This is a genomic window from Candidatus Manganitrophaceae bacterium, assembly GCA_016200325.1.
Lineage (GTDB): Bacteria > Nitrospirota > Nitrospiria > SBBL01 > Manganitrophaceae > Manganitrophus.
In genome coordinates, this window is record JACQEZ010000001.1 from 335114 (window position 1) to 356925 (window position 21812).

Annotated in this window: 14 protein-coding genes; 9 read left to right on the forward strand and 5 right to left on the reverse strand. The window is 60.0% G+C overall.

Features of this window, described 5'->3' with window-relative positions:
* The first annotated feature begins 7 nt into the window (after positions 1-7).
* The 3 genes from HY282_01565 to HY282_01575 all read left to right on the forward strand — a co-directional run bounded on the left by HY282_01565 (position 8) and on the right by HY282_01575 (position 2398).
* Positions 8-970 (forward strand): universal stress protein, encoded by a 963-nt coding sequence (locus HY282_01565; protein MBI3802435.1) that lies wholly within the window; start codon positions 8-10, stop codon positions 968-970.
* A gap of 52 nt (positions 971-1022) precedes the next feature.
* Positions 1023-1112, forward strand: a complete 90-nt coding sequence (locus tag HY282_01570; protein ID MBI3802436.1) for an AURKAIP1/COX24 domain-containing protein — start codon at positions 1023-1025, stop codon at positions 1110-1112.
* A 209-nt stretch (positions 1113-1321) separates the two neighbouring features.
* Entirely contained in the window at positions 1322-2398 is a 1077-nt protein-coding gene (locus HY282_01575; GenBank protein ID MBI3802437.1) for an Mrp/NBP35 family ATP-binding protein, read from the forward strand.
* A gap of 232 nt (positions 2399-2630) precedes the next feature.
* Here HY282_01575 and mprF read toward each other — a convergent pair whose 3' ends face one another.
* Positions 2631-5186: a bifunctional lysylphosphatidylglycerol flippase/synthetase MprF gene (gene mprF, locus HY282_01580; protein ID MBI3802438.1), complete on the reverse strand. Its 2556-nt coding sequence runs from the start codon at positions 5184-5186 to the stop codon at positions 2631-2633.
* 420 nt (positions 5187-5606) lie between these two features.
* On the opposite strand from mprF, the gene HY282_01585 reads away from it, so the two are divergent.
* Both HY282_01585 and HY282_01590 read left to right on the forward strand, forming a co-directional pair.
* On the forward strand, positions 5607-6032 hold the full coding sequence (locus HY282_01585; GenBank protein ID MBI3802439.1) for an OsmC family protein: 426 nt from the start codon (positions 5607-5609) through the stop codon (positions 6030-6032).
* Between the two features lie 289 nt (positions 6033-6321).
* Positions 6322-7263, forward strand: coding sequence for a Kdo hydroxylase family protein (locus HY282_01590; protein ID MBI3802440.1), 942 nt, complete (start codon positions 6322-6324; stop codon positions 7261-7263).
* A gap of 45 nt (positions 7264-7308) precedes the next feature.
* On the opposite strand, the gene HY282_01595 is transcribed toward HY282_01590, so the two are convergent.
* Positions 7309-9087 (reverse strand): patatin-like phospholipase family protein, encoded by a 1779-nt coding sequence (locus HY282_01595; protein ID MBI3802441.1) that lies wholly within the window; start codon positions 9085-9087, stop codon positions 7309-7311.
* Between the two features lie 97 nt (positions 9088-9184).
* Positions 9185-9844: an NAD(P)H-binding protein gene (locus HY282_01600; GenBank protein ID MBI3802442.1), complete on the reverse strand. Its 660-nt coding sequence runs from the start codon at positions 9842-9844 to the stop codon at positions 9185-9187.
* 122 nt (positions 9845-9966) lie between these two features.
* Between HY282_01600 and HY282_01605 the strand changes: the two genes are divergently transcribed.
* A complete protein-coding gene (locus HY282_01605; protein MBI3802443.1) occupies positions 9967-12147 on the forward strand; it encodes a carbohydrate binding family 9 domain-containing protein in 2181 nt (726 codons plus the stop codon).
* 78 nt (positions 12148-12225) lie between these two features.
* Here the strand turns inward: HY282_01605 and HY282_01610 are convergent, their stop codons facing one another.
* On the reverse strand, positions 12226-13797 hold the full coding sequence (locus tag HY282_01610) for a hypothetical protein (GenBank protein MBI3802444.1): 1572 nt from the start codon (positions 13795-13797) through the stop codon (positions 12226-12228).
* A gap of 289 nt (positions 13798-14086) precedes the next feature.
* Here HY282_01610 and HY282_01615 point away from each other — a divergent pair, with 289 nt between their 5' ends.
* Both HY282_01615 and HY282_01620 read left to right on the forward strand, forming a co-directional pair.
* On the forward strand, positions 14087-14986 hold the full coding sequence (locus HY282_01615; protein MBI3802445.1) for an NAD(P)-dependent oxidoreductase: 900 nt from the start codon (positions 14087-14089) through the stop codon (positions 14984-14986).
* A 396-nt stretch (positions 14987-15382) separates the two neighbouring features.
* Positions 15383-19522, forward strand: coding sequence for a hypothetical protein (locus tag HY282_01620; protein ID MBI3802446.1), 4140 nt, complete (start codon positions 15383-15385; stop codon positions 19520-19522).
* Between the two features lie 156 nt (positions 19523-19678).
* On the opposite strand, the gene HY282_01625 is transcribed toward HY282_01620, so the two are convergent.
* Complete coding sequence (locus HY282_01625) at positions 19679-20317, reverse strand: hypothetical protein (GenBank protein MBI3802447.1); 639 nt, start codon at positions 20315-20317, stop codon at positions 19679-19681.
* Here HY282_01625 and HY282_01630 point away from each other — a divergent pair.
* The gene (locus HY282_01630) at positions 20232-21788 is read left to right on the forward strand and encodes a cation:proton antiporter (protein ID MBI3802448.1); all 1557 of its coding nucleotides are present in this window, start codon (positions 20232-20234) and stop codon (positions 21786-21788) included. The genes HY282_01625 and HY282_01630 overlap by 86 nt on opposite strands.
* Positions 21789-21812: the final 24 nt, after the last annotated feature.

Consider the following 21812-nt stretch of genomic DNA (forward strand, 5'->3'; position numbering starts at 1 on the left):
CCGTATCATGAAATTTCTCATCTGTACCGATGGCGAGGAGTATGCCGAGGCGGCAATCCGGTTCGGGGGGAGGCTCGCCAAAGAGATGAATGCGGATGTCGGCGTCTTGCATGTCCGCCGGCCGATTTCCTCGTCGGAGCGGGTGCAGCTGACCACCACGCGAAAAAAGCTCACCGCCTGGGACCTCGATATCCCGGGGGTGGAATATTTAACCCGCGCCCGCGAATTATTGGATGAGGTCGGGTTCACCGAGGCCCCTCCCGCCAAAGAAAAGGTCAGCCTTGCTTTTCGCGAAGGGATCGGCGGCGCCACCGAGATCCATCTGGTCGGCGCGCCCGGGGAGCAGGTTCATCTCCGGCTTCGGGAGGGAGATCCGGTCGAGCAGATCTTGGAGGAGGCCCGTACCGGCGATTATGACATGATCATTCTCGGCTCTCACGGGCAGCCTCAGGGGGTCTCGGGTTATTTCATCGGGAGCACCGCCCTGCGTGTGGCCGATCTGGCGGCCTGCAGCGTCTTAATCGCCAAGAACATCCGACGCGATCATGATTTTCTCCTCTGTACGGACGGCTCTCTCTTGGCGGAGAAGGCGGAGATTGCCGGGGCGGAGATGGCGAGGGTCATCGGGGCCCGGGTGACGATCCTTTCGGTGGCCGAGGAGGAAGTGGACCGGGAGGAAGCGTTGCAGAGGGCACGGCGTGCGGAGATGATCTTGGCCCAGATGGGGATTGAGGCAACGTCGAAAGTCCGTGTCGGCCGACCTTCCCAGGAAATCATTGCTGAAGCGATGGATCATGACATTGTGGTCTTGGGCGCAAGCGGAAGGTCGGCTGTAAAAAAGTTCTTTTTGGGGAGTGTTCCCCTCAAAGTGATGGAATATGGAGAGTGTCCGGTCGTGATCGTCCGGGAGAAGCGCGGAAAAATTCCGCTCCATGTGGAAGCGACAGAAGGTCCATCGGTCACAAAATAACAGCTCATGAAAGAGCTCGATTTAAGACTAACCGAATAAGGAGAATAACAGGATGTCGCGTGTCGTCAAGAAAAGAAGAAAGAAGATGCGGAAGCACAAATATCGGAAGCTGCGGAAGCGGACGAGGCACTCACGGCGGTAAGTGGCACCGCGTCAGCCGACCCTCGCGAACCTGCTGATTAAAAGAAAAAAGTCCTTTCAAACCACGCGCCCGCACGAAAAGAACCCGGGCTTTGTATGGGGAGGGGTTCGTCTTGTCATAACAGGCCGGATCTCCTCTTTACAAACCTTCCTTGGGGTATGTTATACTGGCGAAAATCGGATTCAGCGGGCTGTGGGAGGAGATGAAATATGGCAAACATAACGGAAGAGAGGGTTCTCAAGGCGCTCGGTCAGGTAATCGAGCCGGAGCTCTTTAAGGATATTGTGACCCTGAACATGGTCAAAGATATCCAGGTCAGCGGGAATGATGTCGCCTTTACCGTGGTGCTGACCACCCCGGCCTGTCCTCTCAAAGATGAGATCACGCAGCGCGCCGAGAAGGCGCTCCATCTAGAGATTCCGGAGGTTGGAAAGATCAACGTCAACTACACCGCCAACGTCACCTCGGGAAAAAGCCAGGTGAAGGAAAACTTCATCCCCGGCGTGAAAAATACAATCGCCGTCAGCAGCGGCAAGGGGGGGGTCGGCAAGACAACCGTCAGCGTTAATTTGGCGGTGGCCTTAGCACAGACCGGCGCGCGGGTCGGATTGATGGATGCCGATATCTATGGGCCGAATGTGCCGTTGATGATGGGGGTTCAGTCTCCTCCGAAACCGGAGGGGGAGAAGCTGGTCCCGGCCGAGAGCCACGGTGTGAAGCTGATGTCGATGGCCTTCTTCGTGCCGGACGACAGCCCGATGATCTGGCGCGGCCCGATGATCCACGGCGCCATCATGCAGTTTTTGAGGGATGTCCTCTGGGGGGACCTCGACTATCTCGTCGTCGATCTTCCTCCCGGCACCGGCGATGCGCAGCTGTCGATCGCGCAGATGGTCCCGCTGACCGGCGCCGTGATCGTCACCACCCAGCAGGATGTGGCGCTGCTTGATTCCAAAAAGGGATTGGCGATGTTCAAGAAGGTTCATGTGCCGGTGCTTGGGATCGTCGAGAACATGAGCTACTTTGAATGTCCCCATTGCCATGAGAAGACGGAGATCTTCAGCCGCGGCGGCGGAAAGCTGGCGGCGGAGAAGTTAGGCGTTCCTTTTCTGGGAGAGGTCCCGATCGACCCGGCCATCCGGGAAGGGGGCGACAACGGCATGCCGATCGTGATCGCCGATCCGACCTCGCCGCAAGCGGAATCTTTCGTCCGGATCGCAAAGAGCCTGGCCGGACAGATCTCGGTGAAAAACGCCGGTGAAATCAAGCTGACGATTATTCAGTAAACGCGCCGTAGATAAATCGAATAAAACGGGGCAGGAGATCTCAGATCTCCTGCCCCGTTTGTTTTTCATGAACATTCGGTGTTCGGGTATCGGCAAAAGCGGGAGGCTGATGTTCAGTCTAATCATTTCTGCAGAGGATCATCTCTTCGCTATGCCGCATTCTTCAGGCAACGGGTCTGATTACCGCGCCGGGATCTGCCCATGAATCGAATCTCGCGAATCTCGCGTCTTCTCATTTGGACACCACCCCTTTCCATCCGCCGGCAATCAAGGTTGCGATGTCGGTAAGAATGTGCGGAAGCGATAGTCCCCCCGGTGAGGCAAGATATTTCGGCTGCCATTCGGGGTCGAACTTCTCTTTATATTCCCGCAGCCCTTGAAAGTGGTAGAAGTGCTCGCCGTGTCGCGAGATCAAGATGCCGATCCGCTCCCACATCGGGGCGAGCGCGCGGTCCTGCAGGCCGGAGAGGGGGGCCATCCCGAGGTTGAACCACCGGTATCGTTGCTCTTTTCCCCAGAGCATCGTCTGGACGAGCAAAAAGTCCATCACCCCGGCGGGGGCGCCGGGAGGATAACGCATCAGGTCGACCGAGAGCTCCTCTTTTCCCGCCCCCAGCAAGAGATTGGCAAAAGCGATCAGCTCCCCTTTCTGTCGAACCATGGCCGTCGGAAAGCGCTTGAGATAGCGCTCATTAAAAAAGCCGAGGGAGAACCGCTTCTCCCGCGTCTCCTTTCCGGCGAGCCAGGCGTCGGAGAGCCGCTTCATCTCGGGAAGAAAGGGGCTCAGGTTTTCCTGCGGGATGATTTCAAAGGTGCATCCTTCCTTTTCCAGGTGGTGGAGGGTGTGGCGAAATCCTCTGCGGGAGCCCCCTTCCAGGGAGAAAGCGCCGAGCGGTACACGGGCTTCCTCCCCCAATTTCAGCAGCGTTAAACCGAGATCGAGATAAAGGGGAAGATATTCCTGGCCGACCTGATAAAAGATCGTCCAGCCCCCATGCAGATCGCTGAGCTCCCGGAACCGCCAGGCAATTTCGACCCCTTCTTTCTGCGGGCCGACCGGATCGCCCAGGGCCACCCAACTCCGTCCCCTTACCCCATACATGAGGAACGCCGTCTCTGTGTCGTTGAAGAGAAGCTCCTTATCGCCGGTGAGCGCCAGGTAGGAAGCGGTCCGGGGAGAGCCTGTGATGATCGCGCCGGCCTTCTCTAATTCCGCTGGAGAGGGGAGGGTCGGCTCCGGCGGCGCCGGCCGGAAGAGGCGGAGGACCGCGAACAAAACGCCGGCAGCGATCGCCCCGACCGTCGCCCGAAGGGCGCGGGAGGCCTCTCCGGAGAGAAGCAGCTGCCACCACGGCTCGCCGGAGAATTCGAGGTGCTTGTGCGAAAAGAAGGCAAGCCACACGGAGCCGAGGAGAATGAGGGTAATGGCGGAGATCCACCGGGGGGAGAATCGCTCCGAGATCAGAGCGCTTTTTCGGTAAAAATAGGCTCGGCAGGGGAGAATCGCGCCGAGCAAAATCGCCAGAATGACCGCCTCTTCATAATCGAGTCCCTTGAGGAGGGAGAAGACGATGCCGTTGACCAACAGGGCGGCGGTGGCGAGATAGGCGGCATCCAGCCGGCGTTGCAGCCCGCGGGCGACCAGAAGCAACCCGACGCCGACCAAGCTTCCGATAAAATGAGAGAGCTCCAGGAGCGGCGGCGGGAGGGTCTGCCTGAGGAATGCGATCCGTCCATCGACCGGCGGGGTGGCGCCGGAGAAGAGAAGGAGGGTGCCGGCGACGAAGACGGTGAAGGCGAAAACCTGCGGGACCATGCCCGGGATCCACTCTCCGAAGGCCCGCGAGAGGCGGACGACATCTTCTTTCCGTTGGGTGATCTCATGCACGCCGAGCAGAATCGCCGCCAGTCCGAGCGGCAGAAGGTAATAAATCCCGCGGTAGAGAAGGAGGGCGCCGATGATGGAGGCGGCCGGCACCTTTGGGGAAAGAAGGAGAAGGATCACGGTCTCGACAATTCCAAGCCCGCCCGGAACCTGGCTGATCAACCCCGCCATTTGGGCCAAGAGAAAGATGCCGAGGAAGCTAAAGTAGGTCAGTCCCGGGGTCGAGGGAAGGAGGACATAGAGGACCGCGCCGGCCACCACCCAGTCGGCGCAGGCGACCGCAATTTGTGAAATCGAAAGGGCCGGCGGGGGGAGCGAGAATTCCCATCCGCCGATCTTCACCCGCTTATGAAAGCGGATCGACATGACGAGATATCCGGAGACAAACGTCAAGAGGATCCATCCGAGGGGGCGCGTCGATGCAAAGGGGAGGTGGAGCAGGTCGGGGAGGGCCATCGGCTCGAGGATAAAGACGAGTCCTCCCATGGTGAAGAGTCCCAGCCAGAAGGTCACCGTACAAAAGGCGATGACCTTCGCGACATCGACCGCCGACAGCCCCCACGCCGAGTAGAGCCGGTAGCGGATGGTGCTCCCCGCAATCATGGAGAAGCCGATATTGTTGCTGAAGGTGTAACCGATGAATGAGGCGCGGGCGATCTTCCAATAACCGAGCGGCTGCTGGATATAGCGGAAGGCGAACGCGTCATAACCGGTAAGGACCAGATAGCTGAGGACGGTTCCAAAAATCGAGAGCAGCAGGTGGGAGGTCGGAATCGCCTTCAGTTGGGCGGCGATATCTTCGTATCGATACCCGGCCAATGCCTGATGAATCGCCCAGAGGGCGGTGGCGAAGAGGATCAAGCCTAAAAGGGGACCGAACCGTTGAAGGAACGATTTTTTCATGAACCGATACGTCGGGTGGAGGATAAAAGCGCTGTCACCTGCATTCTAGCGTAAAAGACGCTCCTTCAAAAGTCGACCTCGATCTCCGCGGCCTGCCGGTCTCTCTCCGGCGCGGGCCTTCCCCTGTCATGACCCCTCTCGGTTTGTCCAATACTACTTTCGAGCGGATCGAGGCGAATTGCCAACCCTGAAAGATACCTTACTTCCCAACCGCGACGCAAGTTCCCATTTTTCCCCTTCACTTATCCCTTGACATCGCATAGAGCGCCGTAACATAGTAAGGCTGTTGTTCAAATGGCCCCGATGGGGATCCGAACAGATCTATTTCATAGATATTGTCCCATATTTTTTCCGCAACACCATTTTCCACATGAGATCCGATCAGGGTCTCAAACAACCAACGTTAGAGGAGGATCTTCTATGCCAGTACGTAGCTCGGAAGCAACCTGGGAAGGAAATTTAAAGGACGGCAAAGGAAGCATGAAAGTCGGCAACGGGGCCTATCAGGGGGCCTATTCGTTCGCATCCCGCTTCGAGTCGGGGAACGGAACCAATCCGGAGGAGCTGATCGCCGCCGCCCATGCCGGCTGTTATTCGATGGCGCTCTCCGCCGGTCTCGGAAAGAACGGCTTTAACCCGAAGCGGGTCAAAACCGTTGCCAAAGCCCATCTTGAAAAAGTCGGAGACGGCTTTAAGATCACCCGGATCGAGCTGAACTCCGAGGCCGAAGTGCCCGGGATCGACAAGCAGAAATTCGATGAGATCGCCGAGGCGACCAAAAAGGGCTGCCCGGTCTCTCAGGCGCTCGCCGGCACCGAGATCGTCCTCAGCGCCAAGCTTCTGTAATTTAGTTGGTTTGCTTTTGCTTTTGTTTGATAGAAGGGCGCCCCGCTCGGGGCGCCCCTTTTTTTTGGGTCACTGAGACGCAGGAGCCGAACCGCGTCGGCCGCCGGAACTCACCGTCTCTGAATCGTCTACCTAAAAAGTAGTTGACTTTGCCTTCTCGGAAAGATAACCCTTAATTGATATCCTTCGGTCAAACTCCGTCTATCATCGCCGAGCCAAAAAACCGTTGCGGGCAGCGCCGTCTGCCGGTGCAGATCAGGGAGGGAAGATGTTTCCATCAGAAGCAGGGATGAGTCGCGTTATTCCGGTCGACGATTTTACGGGAAGAGAAAAGGCAACGGCCGAGATCGATCGTGAACCGCCGGGAGAAAACTATTGCCGGCAGCTGGAAGAGGGGAACATCCTCTTCTTCGAAGAGAGTCCATTCAAGCTGCCCGATGAAGATGTTTCTTTCTTACTCTATCGACGTCAAACCGATTGGGGATTTCATAAAAACATCGCCTACCGCCCGAAACAAGACCGGTTGACCGGTTTTGATGAAAGCGATGCCGAAGACAGGGAGCGATTGCATGTGATCATGAAGCGCTACTCGGAGCGGGTGACGCAGTTTCTCTCCGAGCTGCTTCCCCCTTACGCCGGAGGCTGGCGGCTCGATTTCGCCAGTTTCCGACCGCTCGAAGAGTGCGGTCGGAAACTTCGACTCAAAGCCCGCAATGACCTCCTCCACGTCGATGCCTTCCCGACCCGCCCGACCGGAGGGGACCGGATCCTTCGCCTCTTTACGAATATCAATCCAACGGAGCCGCGCGTCTGGATTACTTCAGAAAGCTACCCGGTGCTGGCGCGTCGGTTTGCCGGAGCGCCGGGACTGCCGCTCCCGAGGGGGACCGCCTCTCTCGGACATCAGCTGCAGCGGGAGTTGATCCAGTTCGGACGGCAGATCGGTCTTCCGCTGGTCGATCGCTCTCCGTATGATCAATTTATGCTTCGCTTTCACCACTATTTAAAGCAAAACCAAGTATTCCAGCAGAGCTGTCCGAAGGAACAATGGGTGTTCCCCCCCCACTCGACCTGGCTCCTCTTCACCGATGTGGTCAGCCATGCCGTCCTCTCCGGACAGTTCGCGCTCGAGCAGACCGTTATTGTCTCCCGAAAGACGTTGTTGTCGGAAGAGAAGGCGCCGATCCGGGTTCTCGAATCGCTCTGCGGCGAGCGGCTGATCGCCGCCTGATCCGTTCAGAAGGAAGGGTTGGCGCTTTTTTACCGACCGATTTTCTCACCCCCGGTTTGGGGGAGGGCCGAGCTTCTCAATCTTTCCCTCTTGGAGAAAAAGACGGTCGAAGATAAAGAGATGGATCGCTATAAAAAGACCGCCGATCGCCGGGAGAAGTCCCCGGGCAATAAAGCGGACGATAAAGCTGGTGGGACCGCTGAGGAACCGGAACGCCTTGAAGAGCCGGCTTAACACCGGGATAAAACCGAGCGCAAAGATGGCGAGGGTCAGGAGCAGGCCGCCGAGGGTGAACTGGCGGGCGAGCTGCGCCTGAATCCACGGCTGGGTGAGTTGCCAGAGTCCAAAGAGGATCGGAATCAGGACCACCGCCGTCACCGCCGTGACCTTCCGACTCAATCTGAACACTTTCATGACCGTTTGGCGGCCGACCTGAAGCTGTTTGATCAACAGCGGAGTCGGCTGCGCCATCCAGGGGGCGATCTGCAGGAAGCGCCACCGGACCGCGGGAGCGCCGGCCGCCGTTGAGATCAGGTCTTTGATCCCGCGGGTGTTCTGCAGCTCCGCCTCGCTCATCTGATAGCCGTCATACATCAGCGCATAGGCCTCGATGTCGCTGAAAGAATCGAGATCGGTCCGCAGCTGGGAGAGGAGATCTTGGACCTCGCAGGAGACGCCGAAGCTTTCGGAGGAGCGGAGTGGTCCCCGCTCCCGCTTCGGCGGTTCGACCGGTTTTCCGTCCGGTCCGATCCAAGAGACGGCGTTTCCCGTCAACCCTTCGAGGAGGTGCATGAAGGCGACCGGCGAGTTCTCCCGCCGGATCAGGCGAAAGAGTCCCTCCTCCCGCACACGGTCCATCAGGACGGAGTTGGCCCGTCCCAGGACGGCCGGGATGGTAGTGGGGGGTTGAATTTCATCCCGCATCTGTCCGCAGGCATCGCTGACGACGAACCGGGTGCACCCCAGATCGACCAATCCGGCAATCCCTTGATTGTCATGCACCCCGCCGTCGACCAGCTGGACCCGTATGTCGTTGGGATAAAGATCGCTGATCGCCAGCGGCGGAAAGAGCCCCGGCACACAGGCTGAGGCGGCAACCGCCGATCCGAGCTCAATATTTTGCTGCTTTGGAATCACCGCCTCATAAGAGGGGGGGCGGCGCAGGCGAAGATTTTTGTCGATCTCTTGGGCGACCGTTCCTTCGCGCGGCGGCTCCCCCATCCGGATCGCCTCGAATCGCCAGTTATGCCCGGTATTCAAACAGGTGGCATTGAGGAGGAGGATCGGCACCTTCGCCTGTCGCCTATGGTTGTGCGCTTGCGGGTTGAACTGGGGGTGATCATCCTTCGGATGAATCTTCAGCTCCCGCATTTCGATTGGTGTGGCGCGGTTCGGATCGAGCACCGGGCGGTAGAAGTATTCGTCGTAGAGCTCGGCGATTCGGTCGCTTCGGGAGTAGTTGGCGAACATCATCCGGAGGCTCTTCAGCGGATTGAGGAAGGTCCGCATCCGGATGTTCTGCTGGACGCCGTCGAGGAAATCTTGCTCGATCCGCTCGACGATCGCCACATAGTCTGCATCGACAATCTGGTCGTCCGGTTTCTCTTCGAGCAGCCGCTTTACATGAATGTAGTAGAGCGCGCCGATAATTGAGCCGCCCGAGACGGTCGAGATCCCCTCGACATGGCGGAGAAGGCCGAGCCGCGCCATCTGCGCCAGGACACCGACGTGGAAAAAAGAGGCGCGGAAACCGCCTCCCGACAATGCCAATCCAAGGCGCCCCTCCTTTTTGGGAACGCTTTCTTCAACGGCCTCTTTTTCCATCTCTCCCTCCTGGAAAACGCTTCACCCTCTGAATTTGAACGACCAGTGGCCCGACTATATCAAAACGTCATGCAAACTGCCAGCGGTTCGAGAGAGGCTACCTGAACTGCCGGATCTCCGGAACCGGAATGATCCGAATCCCCTCCGGGGGATGCTCCACCGCCGAGACGAGCGCCCCGATCATCTGATCCAAGGTCACCAATCCGAGCCGCTCCGCCGTCTCCCGGGTCGAGGGAAATTGTCCGAGCAGGCGATAAACGGGAAGCAGCGCCATCGGCCAGCGGTGGCCCGGGCCGAGAATATACCAGGGGCGAATGATCGTCGCGGAGAGCCCCGCGGCGCGGATCAACCTCTCCCCCTCGGCGCGGACGGCGATATACTCTTTCATCACCGAGGCCGGCCGCGCGACGCTGACATAAATGAAATGGCCAATTCGGGCGTCGACCGCCGCGTTCACCGCCGCGCGGATGGAAACCAGGTCGATCGCGCGAAATTGGGCCCCTTTCCAGGGGGCCGGTTTGGGAACGCCGACCAGGTGAATAAAGGTGTCGGCAGGGGCGATCCGATCGCGATAGCTTTTCTCATCGAGCGGATTCCCGACGAGGGTGGCGGCGCCGGGGAAGCGTTTCGACTCCGAGCCGGGACGGATGAGAAGCGAGACGGCCTGTCCGCGCCCGAGCAGGGCGGGGACCAATCGACCCCCAAGGTAGCCGGTGCCGCCGGTGATGAAGATCCGATGAAGGGTCCGCTCCGTCATGCCGATCCCGATCTGTTTCAACGCCCCTTCCTTCTATCACACACGGCGGCCCCGGTTCCAGATCTTTTTGCCTGAAGATTCGGTTTGACAATTCTCCCTCCGCCGAATATCTTTCTCGGATCATGACCGATCGGATTGGGAAAAGGGTTTCCTTCAGAGCGCGGCTCCAGCCGCTCGGCCCTATTTTTATTTTAGCCCTTCTCTTTTTTCAGGGAAGGGGCGCAGCCGAAGGTCAGGAACTTCCGAAGCCGGCACTCAAAGCGATTCCCCTCGAGGGGGCGACGATCACGATCGACGGTCTCCTCGACGAGCCGATCTGGAAGTCGGCGGAGGTGGTGACCGGCTTTCTCGAAATGGTGCCGCTCGACCGCGCCCCCGCGCTGGCGCCGTCATTCGTTCGCGTCGCGTATGACCAGAACAACCTCTACATCGCCGCCGATTTGGAAGATCCCGAGCCGGCGCTGGTCTACGGAGATGAGCGCCAGCGCGACGCCGCGTTTGACCGGAGCGATTCGTTCGGGGTGCTGATCGACACCTATCACGACCATCAGACCGGCTTTTTCTTCGAGACCAATCCCCTCTCGGCCCTCTCCGATGCGTTGATCAGCCAGGACGGGGGGACGGTCGAGCAGAACTGGGACGGCTTATGGGAGGTGGCGGCGCGGCGGACCGAGCGCGGCTGGGCCGTCGAATTTCGCATCCCCTTCTCCACCCTCCGGTTTCAAGCGGGCGCTTCCCAAATCTGGGGGATTCAATTTCGGCGCCGGGTCCCGCATTTGAAGGAGGTCTCTTTCTGGAGCCCGGTGGCGCGCGATCAGAACCCCTATCAGCTCTCGCTGGCGGGACATCTGATCGAGATGGAGGCAAGTCATCAGGATCGCCGCTTCTCGATCAAACCGTATGGAAAGGGGTCGTATCAGCTCAATCGGACCGACCTGCGCGATGCCTGGGATGTCGACTACGATGTCGGCGGAGACCTCCGGTATAAATTCCGGACCAACCTCACGCTCGATTTGACCTACAACACCGATTTTGCCGAAACGGAGGCCGACCTCTTTCAGATCAACCTCACCCGCTTCCCCCTCTTCTTTCCGGAGAAGCGGGAGTTTTTCTTGGAAGGGAGCAACTTTTTCGACTTCGGTCTCCCGGGACGGCTCCAGCCGTTTTTCAGCCGGCGGATCGGGCTGGCGCGGGGAGAGGCGATCCCGATTCTCGGCGGCGGCAAGCTGACCGGGAAGGTCGGCCCCTATGGGATCGGCGCCCTGTTGATGGAGACCGATGCCGAGACGACGTTGGGTCTCCCGCGGGAGCGGTTCGGCGTGGTTCGGCTGCGGCGCGATCTCGGGGTTCGCTCCAACATCGGCCTGATCGCCACCGATCAGGCGCCGCAGGGATCGTTGGGGAGCCAGACGATCGGGTTTGACACGACCCTGGCGCCGAATGCGCATTTCACCGCCGACGGCTTTTGGGCCCGCTCCGGTGGGGAGACGGAGGCCGCGCCGGGCCAAGCGCACTATGAAGAGCTCAAATGGAGCGATCCGGTCTGGCGGATCAATCTCCATCACCTTCGGGTCGACGAGCAGTTCGATCCGAAGGTCGGGTTTGTTCAGCAGACCGACCTCGACGAGAGCTACGGCTACATCGACTTTCGTCCGCAGCCGGCGACCGGTCCGGTCCGGGAGTATGGTTTCAAGACCGAGATGACCTACCAGATGGAGACCGACAGCGCCTTTCTCTATCGAAGCAACTATCAGCGGGCGCAGGTCTCTTTTCGGTCGGGCGATTTTATTCTCTTCAGTCTCGATCCGCAGCGGGAGCGGCTGCCGGTGAATTTCGAGATCCATCCCGGCGTCATCGTCCCGGCCGGAACGTATCACTTCACGCAATATAATCTTTACTTTAACACCGATGTCCGCCGCCCCTATTCCGGAGTTGCTTCGGTGGCCTGGGGAGGGCTCTATGGCGGGGATAAGCTGACGCTCAATCTGAATTTAACGGCGGCCCCCTCCGAGGGATTCAATGTCGGGGTCGGCTTGGAAAGAGACTGGGTCAACCTGCCGGTCGGAGAATTTACCGCGCAGGTCCTCAACGGCGATGTCGCCTGGTCGGTGACGAATCAGCTCTTTTTCCGCGGATTGGTTCAGTGGGATAAAGATGCGCACATCGTGGCGGCGAATCTTCGTCTCTGGTGGGAATACCGCGAGGGGAGCCGGCTCTATTTCATCGTCAACCCGTCGCATCAGGGGGATGAGAATACGGTCTTGATTTTAACCAAGCTGACCTGGCTCTGGCAGCCGTTTTGAATTTTGATGTATTCTGCTGAAGAAAAGGCGGACCCGATCGATCAGAAGATCTGATCGGGTCCGCCTTTTTTAGATCCCTTACTCCTGTTTAAAGAGCACCAGGTTATTTAGGAATGCAATCAGTCCCTGTTGTTCCAGGACAGAGAGTCCGACAAACGCATCCCTCGATGCCTGCGCTTCGCCTCCATGCTCAAGAATCGCTTCGGTCAGGGTCGTCGCCCGTCCGTCGTGCAGGTAGGGGGCTGTGGAGCCGACCCCCCAGAGGTTCTTCGTCAAAAAGACCGAGGCGCCGGTGCCGGCTTCGTCAATCCTCTCAGCGAGCCCCGTTCCCAGGTCGTGGCGTTTTAGATCTCCGAAGAGCCGGACAATCGCGCCGCCGCTCCCTCCACGCCGGCTGAACTCCCGTTCAAAAGAGCCGAGGCGAGCGATCAGCCGGCCCGAAGCATCCCGGATCTGATTTTGAGGCTGATCGTGTGTGAGATCAAAAGAGATCGGAAAGTGAGGATCGACCCCGCGGGAGACCGGGTCTTGGCCGCCGGGGAAGACCGCATCGCGATAATTCGGATTGCGGCTCGGCTCCCGGAAGACCGGATCGTTGACCGTGAGCCTCGGGGTGTGACAAGCGTCGCATCCCGCTTTCTGAAAAGCGGCGCCTCCTTGCCGAATCGCGTCGAGCTCGGCTTGAGTCAGCGCCGGGATCAGCTTTAAGGAGGCGAGCTCCATCCGGGTGGTCGGCCTCGGCTGCGCCGCGTTGTAGAGGGTCAGCGCCGTGATGTCGCCGACGCTCAGCTCATCGAACACCCCGTCCCCATCGGCATCGACCCCATCGCCGACGAGCTCGACCGCCTGCATGCCGATCTCGTTGTGACCGGCGCCGCGATCAAACGACCGAATCGTCGCCTCCGTCCCTTTCCACTGAAAGGGCCGGACGATCAGGTCGGCATCGACCCCTTTCACCCCGGCGGTATCGAAGGCGCCGTTGCTGTGCGCAGTGATGACGCCGAAATCGATCCCCTTGGCTGAGAGCTTCAGCGTGGCATCCCTGCCTTGGGATCGGGCCTGGGTCGCGGCGGCATTGCGAATACCATGCAGCGCTTCGGTCATCTCCTCGGCCAGTCGTTGTATTGCTCCCATTCCGAAGAGGTGTGGGGTGTTTCGATGAATAAAGGAGTCCAATCGGCCGCTGTGCAGCGGATCGCGGATCACGTTTGCCATCGCGGCTCCCGAGCCATCTTCAGCCGCCTGGCTGTGGCATTCGGTGCACGCTTGCGCATTCGGGCCGGTCGTCCGGGCGGGGGTGTGCGCCGCCCATTGACCCGAGCCGGTCAAGTCGGCGCGCGGGACCCGTGTAAAGCGCTGGCCGTCTCCGACATTTGCACCCCCACCGTCGAGTGCGTTAAAAGAGGTGGCAAAGAGGGCGTCGCCTAATTCAAAGGCTTCATTGAACGCTTTGTCCGGTTGACCCCGCTGAACGGAGGTGACGAGATCAATCTGATCGGCATGTTTCGCCTGTGGCTGATGGCTGTTCTGAACGACGCCCCGCTCCGTGACGATCGCCCAACCTGTAATACTGTTTCCAAATATCAAAATAGAAATAAGAACGAATGATCTAACCCAATTCCGGGATGATATAAGAGTTGTTTCTTTCATCTGGTTCTCCTTACTCGGATCGCCTCCATCCGCGTTAACGTTTGCACATCCGTTTGCCCATACCAATGGGGACGTCGGCAGGATAATTCACCAGAGAATATTCGGTCAAGACAAGTAGGTATAAAAAGCTCAAGAACTAGGGAAAAAACCAAAGCGGGATTCTATAAATGTGATTGACGTCACAAAAGAAACGAAGGTCTAGAAGGGATAATGCGAATCGATTATAATAATCCAGTTTCAGCGACCTTCCGGGAGAGGAGCGAAGTGGGGCAAAATGGAGAAGTCAAAGATGGAGAAGCACGCATTTCAGATTGGGATCGTCGGCGTGGGACGGATGGGGGCCAACATGGCGCGCCGGCTGAAAGACCAAGGATATCTCTTGACGGCGGTGTATGACATCGACCGGCCGAGGTCGGCGGCGTTGGCAAAAGAGCTCGGATGTGCGGCTGCGCCGACGCCGGCGGAGGTGGCGAAGGGAGCGAACACCATCCTCACGGTGGTGACCGATGATGGGGCGATGCGTCGGGTTTTTTCGGCGTCCGACCCGGAGAGCCTTCTCGCGTTCGGAGCGGGGAAGCTCTTTATCAACTGCGCGACCCTCTCCCCCGCGATTCATATTGAGATCGAACAGCTCGCCCGGAAGCGGGGGGCGGAGACGCTGGAGGCCTGCATGGCGAGCAGCATCCCGCAGGCGCGCGAGGGGACGCTGTATTTGATGTGCGGGGGCGCCCGCGCGGTCTTCGAGCGGGCGAAGCCGCTGCTCGAATCGCTGGGCCGATCGATCCGCTACGTCGGCGGCGCGGGGGAGGCGGCCAAGGTGAAAGCGCTGGTGAACATGGTGATGAACATCAACACCGCCGCCTTGGCGGAGGGAATGGGGCTCGGCGCGGCGCTCGGGCTCGACCTCTCCCTGCTGCGCGAGGTCTTCTCCGAGACCGGCGCCGCTTCCCGCGTGCTGGAGACCGACGGCGCCGACATGCAGCAGCGGGAGCATGACTGTTACTTCTCCGCGGAACATGCCGCCAAAGATTCGGGAATCGCTTTGACGCTGGCGGAGGAGCAAGGGTTGACCCTTCCACTGGCAAAGGCGACCTATGCACAATACCGGCGCCTGATGGAGATCGGAAAGGGGGGATTGGACAAGTCGGCGATCGCGGAGCTGACCTTTCCCGGCCGAAGCGATAAATAGAGGAACCCTTCATTTCCATGATCGGTCATTCCCGGCCGGCTGATATCGTCATGTGCCTGAACCGACTTACCCGCCGGATATTCCAATCGCTTATTGATTGGAATCGAGGATGCTTGATTTATCATCCGGGCTCCCGCCTCCAGGGAAAGAAGGTAGGGGGATGTCTCCGAACCGGCATCTGCCCGTCATTGAGAACACCCCTTCCCGTCACTTTCATGTTGACACCCGATAGGCAGAAAGATAAACTCTCAAATTACCAATTTTAACCCGTATGTGTTATTAGGAGGTTATGCGAAATCGAGCCATCCCCTTCTGTGGGATTTTCTCCGGTCTGCTTTCTCTTCCGTTCTATGTCTCCGCGCTCCCTTTGCAGCCAGCACCGAGATCGTGATCGCCATGCTTTCCCGATTTTTTAACCACCGTCTGTTTTCCCGACTCTTCGCCTCGGCTCTGTTGGTCTGGCTCTTCGCCGGTTGCGGCAGCGGCGGGCAGGGGTCAAAGGGACCTTCCGCGCCGGAGGGTCCGAAGCCGGCGCTCTCCCTGCCGCTTCCCAAAGGGCTGGCGCCGCAAGCCCCCGGTTCCGATCTGGTGCTGACGGCCAAGGCGGTGATCGATCCCGGCACCCCCGGCGCCCGAACGGTCGATCTCGCCGTCGACCTGGCGGCGGGCCATGTCACCGGGGTCATCGAGGGTGTTTCTTCGGGGCCGCATACCGTCGAGATCCGATATTTTATGAACCAGGTTCAGGTGGCGACCGCCACCCTCAATGTCGATGTCGTCCCCGGCCAGAACAACCCCGCCGGCGGCGCGCCGTCGGCGATTCATTATACCGAGACGGTGGCGGACGCCCTCTTCGTCGCCGACGGCACGAATCAAGCCATTCAGATTTTTGATCACTATTCGACCTTGCCGGGGGGAACCATTGCCCCGGCGACCCCAACCCGAACGCTCGCGGGGCTCCACACCGGCATCTCCGGCCCGTCGGCCGGGAGCCTCTTTGTCGATTCGATCGCCGGGACCCTCTCTCTCACCAATGCGCCGGCGAACGCGGTGACCTTCTGGGATCATGCCGCCACGGTGAACGGCGACGTCGCCCCCGACCGGACGCTGGCAGGTCCGGCGACCCGGCTGAATCAGCCGACCGGGATCGCGGTCGATCCTTTCCGCAACCGTCTTTACATCGTCAACCGAACCGGAGAGATCCTCATCTGGAATGACGCCGCCACCCTCACCGGCGAGGTTCCCCCCGCCGCCTCCGTCACCGGGGTGCTGACCCCCCTTGCCGCGGGCGATTATTCGCTCTCGCTCGATCCGAAGCGCGACCTTCTCTATGTCGCCAACGGGGTCGAGATTCTGGTTTTTGAGAAACTCGGGACGTTGACGGGAGATCACGCCGATGTCGCACCGGCGCGGTCGATCCGGATGGCCGGGGCCGGCCTCTCGCAGGCCGCGTCGGCGATCGATCCCGCCGTCGACCGGCTCTACCTCTCTTCCCAAGATTCAAACGGGACGATCTATGCCGTGACCCCTGCTTCATCCGCTTCGGGGGACACCCCGCCGGCGGCTGTTCTGAGCGGTCCGGAGACCCGGTTGAACGAGGCGTCGACCTTAACGGTCGCCGGCAATGTCGTGATGGCGGTGAACCAAGGGGGAAGCGCGATCGAAGTGTGGAATCAGGCCGACCAGAAAAACGGCGCCGCGTCGCCGACGCAGACGTTGGAATTGGCGGCTCCGGCGGTGCCGACCGCCCTCTTTTATGTCGCGACACAAAACGGACCGCGCGATCAGGCGCAACGGACCCTCACCGTCGAAAAAGGAGGAAGCGGGCATGGGACGGTCACGAGCGATCTTCCTGGAATCAATTGCGGGACCAGCTGCGCGGCGCTCTTCCCTGCCGGAAGCAGCGTGACGCTGACGGCGGCCCCCCAGGACGATTCGACCTTTGATGGCTGGAGCGGAGGGGTTTGCAGCGGGAGCGGCCCCTGCGTGGTGACCGTCGACGCTGCGAAGACAGTCACCCCTACCTTCACCTTGAAGCCGTTCTCTCTTTCGGTGACCAAAGTCGGGAGCGGCAGCGGCAGCGTGACCAGCGCTCCCGCCGGAATCGATTGCGGGTCGGACTGCGGTGCGACCTACAATGCGGGAACCGTCGTGACCTTAACCGCGAGAGCGTCCGAAAACTCGGACTTCACCGGTTGGAGCGGCGCCTGCTCGGGAACGGGCGATTGTGTGGTCACCATCAACGATCGGAAGTCGGTGACGGCGACGTTTACCTTAAAGCGATTCTCGCTCTCCGCGACAAAATCGGGGAATGGCAGCGGAACGGTGGGGAGCACGCCGGCCGGCATCAGTTGCGGCGCGATCTGCTCCGCGACATTTGATTTCGGGGCCTCCGTCACATTGGAGGCGACCCCCTCCGCCGAGTCCGACTTTGCCGGCTGGTCCGGGGCAGGCTGCAGTGGAACAGGCGGATGCAATGTGACGGTTGATGCCGCGAAGTCGGTGACCGCAACGTTCACCCTGAAGCCATTGGCGCTTTCTGTAATTAAAGCGGGAACCGGAAACGGCGGCGTCACCAGCGCTCCTGCCGGGATCGCCTGCGGCGGTATCTGCAGCGGACCGTTTGCGGTCGGAACGACGGTCACCCTTACGGCGACGCCGGCGGACGACTCGACCTTCACCGGCTGGAGCGGGGTCTGCAGCGGGACGGGGAGCTGCGTGGTGACGATGAATGCGGCGAAGTCGGTGACCGCCACATTTACGTTGAAGACTTTTGTGCTGACGGTAAACAAAACCGGAAATGGAACCGTGACCAGCGCGCCCGCAGGAATCAACTGCGGGTCGACCTGTTCGGCGACCTACGACATCAACAGCGCGGTGACCCTAACCGCCACGCCAGAGCCAGATCTCAACTTTACCGGCTGGAGCGGCTGCGACAGCGCCTCGGGCACGTCGTGTACCGTCACCGTGAATGCGACAAAAACCGTTGGAGCGACGTTTACTCTCAAGACGGTTACCCTCTCCGTCACACAACCTGGAAACGGCAGTGGAACGGTCACGGTGAATGGAAGTGCTTGCGCGACCCCCTGCTCGCCGACGTTCAACGTTCATGCTCCGGTGACGCTGGTCGCATCACCTTCTACAGAGATCGCTACCGTTTCTTTCTTTACCGGATGGGGCGGGGCCTGTACCGGGAGCGGCTTGACCTGCAACATCACGATGGATACCGACAAGGCCGTGACCGCTACTTTTACCTTGAAACCGGTTCTGAGTCTGACCGTGACGGGAAATGGAAAGGTGAATATTAATCCTCCCGACGCGAACTGCAGGAGTAATGGGACTAATTGTACTCAGACGTATCAAAACTTTACTACCGTAGTCACTCTTTTCGCTGCAGCTGAGGCGGATTATGAATTAACCCAATGGACCGGCTGTGATAGTGTCGCGGTCACGGGAACCTCCTGTACCGTCCTGATGAATGGACGAAAGCAAGTGAGCGCCGAATTTAAACTGAAACCGCTTCTGATCGTAACGAAATCGGGTGCGGGGAGCGGAACGGTTGGTATTTCCGGGTCCGCTCCGACGATCACTTGTGATTTCAGCACGTCTTGTAGAAACCGGTTCAACTCTGGAAGCCTTGTGACGCTGGCCGCGACCCCCGCCGGCGGATCGGTATTCACCGGATGGTCGGGGGCAGGAATCAATTGTCCCGGTACCGGAAATTGTGAGATCACGATGGATCCCGCTAAAACCGTTACGGCGACCTTTACCGCGCAAACCGCCTTAACCGTAACGAAGAGCGGAAATGGCTCCGTGACGAGCAGCCCCGCCGGGATCAATTGCGATCCGACCTGCCAGGCCGGTTTTAATCCCGGCACGACCGTCACGTTAACGGCCACTCCCAACCCGGACGCGCTCTTTAGCGGTTGGAGCGGCGCCTGCACCGGGACCGGCAGCTGTGTGGTGACGATGGATGCTGCAAAAGCGGTGACGGCGACGTTTACTTCGCAAACGTTCAACCTGCTTGTTGCCAAGTCGGGCACAGGTGCCGGCCGGGTGACCAGCGATGTCGGCGGGATCGACTGCGGATCGACCTGCTCGGCGACCTATAATATTCACACGACGGTGACCCTGACGGCCGCCCCCGAAACAGGTTCTGTTTTTGCGGGTTGGACCGGCGCGTGCACCAATGCATCCGGGAATTGTGTGGTGACGATGGAGACGGCTCAATCGGTGACGGCGATGTTCACGCCGACATTTCCCCTGACGGTTTCACTTGATTCGGCAGGGACCGGCGGCGGTGCGGTAACGAGTGACTCAGGGGGGATCAATTGCGGGACAGGCTCGGGCCAGAGCCAATGCCAAGCGACCTATCCGGCCGGCACTTCGGTCACCCTGACGGCGGCAGCCGACCCCCTGTCTCATTTCTCCGGTTGGAGCGGAGGAGGTTGCAGCGGGACCGGCAGCTGTGTCGTGACAATCGATGCCGCTAAATCGGTCCAAGCCCGCTTCGATCTGCTCGTCCTCGGTCCGTAGAAGCACAGAAGAGCTCCTCCCTCGACGCTTTTTTATAAATCATTTTAAAGTGAATGAGGCGTCTGGCTGTGTGGGGCGTCTGAATTCGTTCCGGTCTATTCAGATAGAACGCGACCGCTTTCCGGTAAGAGATCCCAACGGCCCGGATCGGGCCGATCAGGATCTCTCTCCCTTTTCTCCGGGGGTCACCCTTGCCGGATCGGGATCTCCAGGGCCGCTTGCCTCTTTCGTCTTTTCCCAGCGATACGGCAAGAAGACGGTAAAGGTGTTTCCCTCCCCGACGGTGCTTTTCACCTCGATCCAGCCGTTTAACAGCGCGACCCACTCTTTGACGATCGTCAGGCCGAGCCCCGTCCCTCCGAACTCGCGGTTTGAAGCGGGGGAGATGGGTGTCCGGGCTGAGCCTGTTGGAGCGATGCAGCAGCAGATCGGAGAGCGGCTCCGGGCCATCGAAAACGTCGAAGTCGACCCTTGGATCGCTCTCGGCGCTGAAGATGGAGAAGAGGAGCAACCAAGAGACCGAGGCGCGGGGGAAGTGATTTGCTGGTTGAATCGATGTTGTTTACAGATCCTATGGAAGAGGAGAAAGAGGGGTGCTATACTGAACCTTTCTGCTTGAAAAGTGATCCGAGCGTGAGCGGAGTAAGGAGAGGCGATGGAGAGTTTCAGCGGGATGACCTTTACGGCGATGATGGCCTTGATCGGCGCAGTGATTATCATCGCCGCCCTTTTGTCCGGCTTGATCGAGCGGAGCGGGCTTCCGCAGGTCGCCGCTTTTCTCGCCTTGGGCGCCATCTTGGGACCGACCGGCCTGAATCTCTTCGATGTGCGGCTCAACTCCTTCCTGCTTCAGGTGGTGGCGACCCTCAGCTTGGTCCTCGTCCTCTTTACCGATGCGGTCTCGCTCAACCTCAAAGAGGTCCGGCGACACCTCAGCTTGGCGTTGCTGGTGCTCGGCCCCGGGACGCTCCTCTCCGCCTTCTTGACGGGGCTGACCGCCTGGTGGCTGCTGGGGCTCTCCCCCGCCGCTTCGGCGATTCTCGGCGCGGCGCTCGCTTCGACCGATCCGGTGCTGCTCCGGGGGGTGATCAAAGGAGAGCGCCTTCCGATTTCGGTCCGCCAGGCGCTTCGGCTCGAGAGCGGACTCAACGATGTGGTCCTCTTGCCGATCGTCCTGATCGGGATGATGTTTCTTGGGAACGAATCGCTCGGCCCGTCGGGGTGGAGTCATTTCGGGCTCTCTCTCTTGGTGCTCGGTCCCGGCGTCGGGGCGGCGGTCGGACTCCTCGCGGTCAGCGCGTTGGTCATGATGCGGGGCCGGTTCGGCGTCCGGCGCGACTATGAATCGTTCTACTCGCTGGGGGTTGTCTTTGCCGCCTATGCGGGGGCGGAGGCGGTCCATGGGAGCGGGTTTCTCGCCGGGTTCGCGGCGGTGATGACGATCGCGGCGCTCGATGTCGAGCTCTGCGACTGCTTTCTGGAGTATGGGGAGACGACCGCCGAGATGACCCTCCTCTTTACCTTCATCCTCTTCGGCACGTCGTTGATCTGGACCGGGCTGACGATCCTCAACGCGCGCACCCTCGCCTTTGCCGTCATCGTCCTTCTGATCCGCCCGGTCGCCTTCCTCACCTCGCTCTCCGGCATCCGCTTGGATCGGAAGGGCCGCTTTCTCATCGCCTGGCTCGGGCCGCGCGGCTTGAGCTCGCTTCTTTTGATTCTCCTTCCGGTCTTTGCCGGTCTCCCCGGGAGCGAGCAGCTCTTCTCCCTTACCTGCACGGTGGTCCTCCTGTCGATTGTTCTGCATGGCGGGTCGTTGATGTGGATCGGGAAAAAAGGACGGAACTCGGAAGGGTCGAAGACCGCCGTCGAACCGGCGGCGCCACAGCCGGCGCTCTCCATCGGTGCTGAAGCGGCAAAAGGATCGGACGGATTGGTTTCGATCGACGCGATGCGGCAGCTTCAGGAGCGGGGCGCGCCGGTGGTCGTCCTCGATGCCCGGACCGATCGGTCGTATGAGGGGAGCCATGAGAATGCGGAGGGGGCGATCCGATTTCTCCCGAATCAGGATGCGGGACGGCAGGCGGCGGCGCTCGGACTGCCGCGCGATGCCTGGCTGATTCCCTTCTGCGCCTGCCCGCATGATGAGACGGCGGTCCGCGTGGCGCAGGAGTTGCGTGATGCCGGATGGACGCGCGCCCGCGCGCTGGAAGGGGGATGGGATGCCTGGATGAAGACCGGGCTTCCGGTCCTGGAACGGAAGTAATTCTTTTAAGAGACGGGACGAAAG